This window comes from Pseudomonas sp. AIG, from assembly GCF_977020205.1.
In genome coordinates this window covers 127,838-135,297 of record NZ_CDROCK010000010.1, presented here as the reverse complement: position 1 = coordinate 135,297, position 7,460 = coordinate 127,838, and the positions used below count along the sequence as shown (strand labels likewise).

General features: G+C 59.5%; 10 protein-coding genes. 1 reads left to right on the top strand and 9 read right to left on the bottom strand.

Features of this window, described 5'->3' with window-relative positions:
- Window positions 1-289: 289 nt before the first annotated feature.
- The gene (locus ACWR1S_RS09165) at window positions 290-649 is read left to right on the top strand and encodes a DUF6124 family protein (protein WP_454563254.1); all 360 of its coding nucleotides are present in this window, start codon (window positions 290-292) and stop codon (window positions 647-649) included.
- A 179-nt stretch (window positions 650-828) separates the two neighbouring features.
- Here the strand turns inward: ACWR1S_RS09165 and ACWR1S_RS09160 are convergent, their stop codons facing one another.
- The 9 genes from ACWR1S_RS09160 to fliL all read right to left on the bottom strand — a co-directional run bounded on the left by ACWR1S_RS09160 (window position 829) and on the right by fliL (window position 7,078).
- A complete protein-coding gene (locus ACWR1S_RS09160; RefSeq protein ID WP_454563253.1) occupies window positions 829-1,503 on the bottom strand; it encodes a hypothetical protein in 675 nt (224 codons plus the stop codon).
- Between the two features lie 178 nt (window positions 1,504-1,681).
- The gene (gene flhB, locus ACWR1S_RS09155; protein ID WP_454563252.1) at window positions 1,682-2,821 is read right to left on the bottom strand and encodes a flagellar biosynthesis protein FlhB; all 1,140 of its coding nucleotides are present in this window, start codon (window positions 2,819-2,821) and stop codon (window positions 1,682-1,684) included.
- A gap of 3 nt (window positions 2,822-2,824) precedes the next feature.
- A complete protein-coding gene (fliR, locus tag ACWR1S_RS09150) occupies window positions 2,825-3,610 on the bottom strand; it encodes a flagellar biosynthetic protein FliR (RefSeq protein ID WP_077571671.1) in 786 nt (261 codons plus the stop codon).
- 3 nt (window positions 3,611-3,613) lie between these two features.
- Window positions 3,614-3,883, bottom strand: a complete 270-nt coding sequence (fliQ, locus tag ACWR1S_RS09145) for a flagellar biosynthesis protein FliQ (protein WP_007920026.1) — start codon at window positions 3,881-3,883, stop codon at window positions 3,614-3,616.
- Complete coding sequence (fliP, locus tag ACWR1S_RS09140) at window positions 3,880-4,638, bottom strand: flagellar type III secretion system pore protein FliP (RefSeq protein WP_007920027.1); 759 nt, start codon at window positions 4,636-4,638, stop codon at window positions 3,880-3,882. Before fliP ends, fliQ begins: the two co-directional genes overlap by 4 nt.
- Window positions 4,638-5,090 (bottom strand): flagellar biosynthetic protein FliO, encoded by a 453-nt coding sequence (fliO, locus tag ACWR1S_RS09135; protein WP_454563251.1) that lies wholly within the window; start codon window positions 5,088-5,090, stop codon window positions 4,638-4,640. Before fliO ends, fliP begins: the two co-directional genes overlap by 1 nt.
- Window positions 5,091-5,540 (bottom strand): flagellar motor switch protein FliN, encoded by a 450-nt coding sequence (fliN, locus tag ACWR1S_RS09130; protein ID WP_007920031.1) that lies wholly within the window; start codon window positions 5,538-5,540, stop codon window positions 5,091-5,093.
- A 56-nt stretch (window positions 5,541-5,596) separates the two neighbouring features.
- Window positions 5,597-6,565 carry a flagellar motor switch protein FliM gene (gene fliM, locus ACWR1S_RS09125; protein WP_007920032.1) on the bottom strand — a complete coding sequence of 323 codons (969 nt, stop codon included), beginning with the start codon at window positions 6,563-6,565 and terminating at the stop codon, window positions 5,597-5,599.
- A gap of 9 nt (window positions 6,566-6,574) precedes the next feature.
- Window positions 6,575-7,078, bottom strand: coding sequence for a flagellar basal body-associated protein FliL (fliL, locus tag ACWR1S_RS09120; RefSeq protein WP_007920033.1), 504 nt, complete (start codon window positions 7,076-7,078; stop codon window positions 6,575-6,577).
- Window positions 7,079-7,460: the final 382 nt, after the last annotated feature.

The following is a 7,460-nucleotide window of genomic DNA, read 5'->3' as shown; positions in this document are numbered from 1 at the left end:
CAGCTACGCCAGAATCCGCCGGCTTGTGCGCTTTGGGGTCGGGTTCTATTGTGGTGCGGTCGCTGACGAATCAGCGATCGGGTTTAGCGACTCGGACCATCTCAGTGCATCAGCGTTCGTGGCTTCGTTGTGGGACTCTTCGCCCGCAATTACGTTATGGCGGCTGTATGCGGGAGACCTTTGGGTCTACCGGGGTGCCTGTGACCGGTTCGCTAACCTGCGTACAGCTGCCACCTTCACTTGTTTAGCGACAGGGAAAGAGTGGCTCCATAACCTCAGGAGTCTCACCATGATCAAACCAACACCCAACCCGCCCGAAACCGACCCCACCTCCCCCTACGAATCCCTCGATTCAAAAAAGCTCAACGACGCCGCCGACCGCGCCCTCGATCACTACCTCTGCCCACCCGGCTCCACGCCACCGCCCCGTAAAACCCGGCGGATGTACGCCGTCACCGCCGACTTCAAAAACGAGGAACTGCTGGCCGATGCCAGCGAAACCCTCGCTTCGGCCAGAACCATCGCCCATGACTTCGCCCACCTCATCCCCGCGTCGCAGCGCAGGACGCTGTTGGGGATCGCGCAACTGATCATGCTCGGCGAACTGGCGGTGAATCGGGTGATGGATAATCTGGATTTGCCGCAGTAACGCCTGATCGTTCCCACGCTCCTGCGTGGTAATGCCTCAACGGACGCTCCGCGTTCGGCTCTGGAAGGGACGCAGAGCGTCCCGGGCTGCATTCCCACGCGGAGCGTGGGAACGATCATAACCTTGAGGCAGAAAAAACCCGCCGCCCCGTTTCAACCGGGGCGGCGGGTTGCAGATCACTACGCGGTTAAAACCTGTTCATCTGTAATCGGGCCGAAGCTGAGCGTTTTGCCGTTGATATATTTCGCGCCCTTGAGCAACTGCATACCCTCGATAACAACGACCTCGTCCTGCGGGTACATAAACGTCACCACCGATACCGGCGTCGTACGCTCCGGCAGTCCCCAAGACACTTTTGTCCGCTGCTCTATGAGGGTGAGTGCCCAATCAAACCAAATGATAGGAAGGTCTACGATCTTGATTTCGCGCTGCGGATCCTCCCAACGAAAGTCCTGCCGCGCCGTTATCAAGAGAGCATTTTCCTCGATGACGAACTCCGGTTTGCCAAATCGCCTCTCCATTTCATTGTTGATCCAGCCATCCAGGTACAAATCCGGGTCGGTGAAGAGCTCGAAAAGCATCGCGCTGGAGACGATTTTTCCTGCAGAACCACCAATCTCACTGTAGTTATTGTGGTACGCCAACCCCTCCAGCTCCGGCCGAATCGCGTTGCTCGACACTTCCAGATAATTGGCGCTGTAGGCGTTGGCCCTCTGCTTGAAGTGGGTGAAATCCAGAATCAATCTGAACGTGACGGTGTACCCGATTGCGCGATCGGCTGTACGTTGTTCCAACACTCCCGAAACGAATTCAACCTCCATACCTTGCAACTTTACGTAGGGCTGGTCTGCCATGATTGCTTCCTCTGAAACCTTATGCAGGCGCCGATCCCTGGTACTCGTCTCAGATGATCAGAGCGACCAATGCAGGGAAATGCCGGGAGAATTCCCATGGTAATGAGAGCCTCGGCGGGCGCAGCCGTCTACTGTCAGACTTGACAGGTTCAGAGGTTTTCCAGACGAAAGGTAACCCTCAGGAATCGCGGCGCAGATCCGGCGGAATCGGCAAGTCGTCCTTGAGCGGATCCGGGCGTTTGCCCTTGCCGGCGCGGAACTGGCGGATCTGGTAGACGTAGGCCAGGACCTGCGCGACCGCCAGATACAACCCGCCAGGGATTTCCTGGTCGAGTTCGGTGGAGTAGTAGATCGAGCGCGCCAGCCCCGGCGATTCGAGGAGCATGACGTTGTTGGCCACGGCGATTTCGCGGATCTTCAGGGCGAGGAAGTCGCTGCCCTTGGCCAGCAGTATCGGCGCCCCGCCCTTCTCCGAGTCGTACTTGAGCGCGACGGCGTAGTGCGTGGGGTTGGTGATGACCACGTCGGCGTCGGGGATCGCCGCCATCATGCGGCGTTGGGACATTTCGCGCTGGGTCTGGCGGATGCGCTGTTTGACCTCCGGGCGACCTTCCTGATCCTTGTGTTCGTCGCGCACTTCCTGCTTGGTCATCAGCAGTTTCTTGTGCGCTTCCCAGAGCTGCACCGGCACGTCGACAGCAGCGATGATGATCAGGCCGCAGGCCAGCCACAAGGTGCTCCAGCCAACCAGCGTGACGCTGTGGATGATCGCCATCTCCAGCGGCTCGTGGGCGATCCGCAGAAAGTCATCGACGTCCGATGACAACACCACCAACGCCACTCCCAAGGTGATCAGAAACTTGGCCAGCGCCTTGAGCAACTCGACCACTGATTTGAACGAGAACATCCGTTTCAGGCCGGCAGCGGGGTTCATCCGGCTGAACTTGGGGGCCATGGAACCGGCCGCGAACAGCCAGCCACCGAGGGAGATCGGCCCGATCAGCGCCGCCAGCAACAGGGTGATCATGATCGGCTGGATTGCCAGCAGCGCCATCTGGCCCGACTGCAACAGGAACGCGCCCATGGAACCCTGATCCATGATCACTTCGCGCGACAGCGTGAAGTTCAGGCGCATCAGTTCCATCAGGTCTTCGGCCAGCATGCCGCCGAACACCAGCAATGCGCCGGCGCCCGCCATCATCACGGCAAGGGTATTGAGTTCTTTGGAACGGGCAATCTCGCCCTTCTCACGGGAGTCCTTTTTACGTTTCTCCGTGGGGTCTTCTGTTTTGTCCTGACCGCTTTCGCTCTCTGCCATGGCTCAGCGCGCCCGTGCCAGTTCGCGTAACAGTTGCAAGGCTTCAGTGGCCAGCGGCTGATACTGATTGAGAATGTCCGCCAGACCGACCCAGACAATGAACAAGCCGAGCACCAGGGTCAGCGGAAAACCGATAGAGAAAATGTTCAGTTGCGGCGCGGCGCGGGTCATCACGCCGAAGGCGATGTTGACCACCAGCAGCGCGGTGACCGCCGGCAATACCAGCAGCAACGCCGCACCAAGGACCCAGCCAAGTTTGCCGGCCAGCTCCCAGTAGTGCGCGGTCATCAGACCGCTGCCGACCGGTAGCGTGGTGAAGCTTTCGGTGAGCACTTCGAAGACCACCAGGTGGCCGTTCATCGACAGGAACAGCAACGTGACAAGCATGGTGAAGAATTGCCCGATCACTGCCACCGAGACGCCGTTGGCCGGGTCGACCATCGAAGCGAACCCCATGCCCATCTGGATCGCGACGATCTGCCCGGCCACGGCAAAGGCCTGGAAAAACAGCTGCAGAGAAAACCCAAGCACCGCACCGACAAGGATCTGTTCGGCAATCAACATCAAGCCACTCAGGTCCAGCGGGCTGACGGCCGGCATCGGCGGAAGGCTCGGGGCAATGCACACGGTGATCGCCACGGCGAAATACAGGCGCACACGGCGCGGTATCAGCGTGGTGCCGAACACCGGCATGACCATCAGCATCGAGGCGACGCGAAACAGCGGCAACATGAACGACGCCACCCAGGTACTGATCTGGGTGTCGGTCAGCTGAAGCAGCGATTGCATGGCTTAGCCGATGACCATCGGGATGTTTTTGTACAACTGAATGATGTATTCCATGAACGTCTGCACGATCCACGGACCGGCAACGATCAGGGTCACCAGCATCACCAGCAGACGCGGCAGGAAGCTCAACGTCTGTTCGTTGATCTGCGTCGCAGCCTGGAACATCGCCACCAACAAGCCGACCAACAGGCTCGGCACCACCAGAATCGCGACCATCAATGTGGTCAGCCAAAGGGCTTCACGAAAGATATCGACCGCAACTTCCGGCGTCATGGCGAGACACCTCCAAAACTGCTGGCCAGGGTGCCGATGATCAGTGCCCAGCCATCGACCAGCACAAACAGCATGATCTTGAACGGCAGCGAAATGATCAGCGGCGACAACATCATCATGCCCATCGCCATCAGCACACTGGCCACGACCAGGTCGATGATCAGGAACGGAATGAAGATCATGAAGCCGATCTGGAACGCGGTTTTCAGCTCGGAGGTGACGAACGCCGGCACCAGAATGGTCAGCGGCGCCTGATCCGGCGTGGCGATGTCGGTGCGCTTGGACAGACGCATGAACAGCTCAAGATCGCTGGTGCGGGTCTGTGCGAGCATGAAGTCCTTGATCGGCACCTGAGCTTTTTCGACCGCTTGCTGAGCAGTGAGTTTTTCCGCCAGATACGGTTGCAGCGCATCGTTGTTCACCCGGTCGAACACCGGGGCCATGATGAACAGGGTCAGGAACAGCGCCATGCCGGTGAGGATCTGGTTCGACGGCGTCTGTTGCAGACCGAGGGCCTGACGCAGAATCGAGAAGACGATGATGATCCGGGTGAAACTGGTCATCAGAATCACGGCCGCCGGAATGAAGCTCAGGGCGGTCATGATCAGCAGGATCTGCAGGCTGACCGAGTACTCCTGCGCGCCATCGGCGTTGGTGCCCAGCGTGATCGCCGGGATCGACAACGGATCGGCGGCGAACGCCAGTGGCGCGGCCAGCAACAGGGCCAGCGTCAAGACGATGCGTAGCGCACCCATTACTTCGTATCCTTCTGATCCTTGCCGAGAATTTTCAGCAGATGCTGGGCAAATTCCGGGGTCGCTTTTTCACGGGTCGCAGGCACGTCGACCGGTTCCTTGAGCACATGCAGCGCGGTGATGGTGCCGGGGCTCAAGCCGAGCAGAATCTGCTCGTTGCCGACCTGCACCAGCAGCAAACGGTCACGCGGACTCAGTGCGCGTGAACCGATCAGCTCGATCACCTGCCCCTTGCCTGCCGGCCCGGCCTGCTGCACTCGACGCAGTAGCCAGGCGAGGAAGAAGATCACCCCCAGCACCAGCAACAGGCCGAACACCAGTTGCGTCAGTTGCCCGGCCACGCCGCTGCTAACCATCGGCGCGGTCGCGGCCGGCACCGTGGTGGCGGTCGACGGTTCGGCGGCCAGCACGTTCAGCGGCAATGCCAACAGAGCCCAGAGAAACCGTTTCACTCAGCGCAGCTTCTTGATGCGTTCGCTTGGGCTGATCACGTCAGTCAGGCGGATGCCGAACTTTTCGTTGACCACTACCACTTCGCCGTGCGCGATCAGCGTGCCGTTGACCAGCACGTCCAGCGGCTCGCCGGCCAGACGATCGAGCTCGATCACCGAACCCTGGTTGAGTTGCAGCAGGTTGCGGATGTTGATGTCGGTGCTGCCCACTTCCATCGAGATCGATACCGGGATGTCGAGGATCACGTCCAGGTTCGGGCCGTCGAGGGTCACCGGATCGTTGTTCTTCGGCACGCTGCCGAACTCTTCCATCGGCAGACGCGAGCCGCTGGCGGCGTCGGCGGCCAGCAAGGCGTCGATGTCAGCTTGACCGTCACCGGTTTCTTCCAGAGCCGCAGCCCATTCGTCAGCCAGTGCCTGGTCGTCCTGGGCGTTCATATCGTCGTTCATCATTTGTCCTCGGCGGGCAAAAATTCAGTTAAAGGCTTGGGGGTTGGAGCGCCGTTTCAACGGCGCTCGATCGGCTCGATCACTTGCAACGCGAGGTTGCCTTTGTGCGAGCCCATCTTGACCTTGAAGGCCGGCACGCCGTTGGCGCGCATGATCATTTCGTCCGGCATCTCGACCGGGATCACATCCCCCGGCTGCATGTGCAGGATGTCGCGCAGCTTCAACTGGCGGCGGGCCACGGTGGCGCCGATCGGTACGTCGACATCGAGCACGTCCTGACGCAGGGCGTTGACCCAGCGTTCGTCCTGATCGTCGAGGTCGGACTGGAAACCGGCGTCGAGCATTTCGCGCACCGGCTCGATCATCGAGTACGGCATGGTCACGTGCAGATCACCGCCACCGCCATCGAGTTCGATGTGGAAGGTGGAAACCACGATCGCTTCGCTCGGGCCGACGATGTTGGCCATGGCCGGGTTCACTTCCGAGTTGATGTACTCGAAATTGACTTCCATGATCGCCTGCCAGGCTTCTTTCAAATCGACGAAAGCCTGCTCCAGCACCATGCGCACGACGCGCAGTTCGGTCGGGGTGAATTCACGCCCTTCGATCTTGGCGTGACGGCCGTCACCGCCGAAGAAGTTGTCCACCAGTTTGAACACCAGTTTGGCGTCAAGGATGAACAGCGCGGTGCCGCGCAACGGTTTGATCTTGACCAGGTTGAGGCTGGTCGGTACGTACAGCGAGTGCACGTATTCGCCGAACTTCATCACCTGCACACCACCGACGGCAACGTCCGCCGAGCGGCGCAGCATGTTGAACATGCTGATGCGGGTGTAGCGGGCAAAACGCTCGTTGATCATTTCCAGAGTCGGCATGCGTCCACGGACGATGCGATCCTGACTGGTCAGGTCGTAGCTTTTGACACTGCCGGGTTCGGCAGCGTTATCGGTCTGTACCAGACCATCGTCGACGCCATGCAACAGCGCGTCGATTTCATCCTGGGACAGCAGATCCTGCACGGCCATGTCGTGTTCCTACTGCAGTACGAAATTAGTAAAAAGCAACTGTTCGATCACCACTTTGCCCAGCTCTTTCTGCGCCACTTCCTGGACGCTGGCTGTGGCCTTCTGGCGCAACATCTCTTGGCCGACCGGAGTCGCCAAGGTGGCGAAATCCTGACCGGAGAAGAGCATCACCAGGTTGTTGCGGATCACCGGCATGTGCACTTTGAGCGCTTCCAGATCAGCCTGATTACGCGCCAGCATGGTGATGCTCACCTGCATATAGCGCTGACGGCCGTTCTGGTTGTAGTTGGCAACGAAGGCTGGCGCCATCGGCTCGAAAATCGCTGGCTGCTTGCCGACAGGCGCCGCATCGGCGGCCTCGGCAGGCTTGCTCTGGGCACTGTGCATGAAGAACCAGGTCGCCCCCACGGATGCACCAATGGCCAACAGCAACGCCAGCACGATCACAATGATCAGCTTGAGTTTGCCTTTGGTTGCGGGGTCTTTCACTGCTGCTGTTTCGCTCTTCGCCATGCCAATAATCCGTCACTATTCGGGTTTTCACAGTCGCACGGCAAGGCAAGAGCAAGTGTTATGCCAGAAGTGTCGGTGATGGTGGAGACAACGCTAAAGTCAAAGGCACCCTCACCCCCGCCCTCTCCCGGAGGGAGAGGGGGCCGACCGAGGTGTTTTGTCGTGATACGTCGACCTGAAAGACCGAGTCGATTATGGATTCGGCGCAAAATAATCAGGTCGGTGTACTTCGCGACCATCCCCCAATCAGTCCCCTCTCCCTCCGGGAGAGGGCTAGGGTGAGGGTTTTCAGGGGCCGACCGAGGTGCCAGACGTCAAACATCGACCTGAAAGACCGAGTCAATTATGGATTCACAGCAGAACTACCCGGTCGGCGTACTTC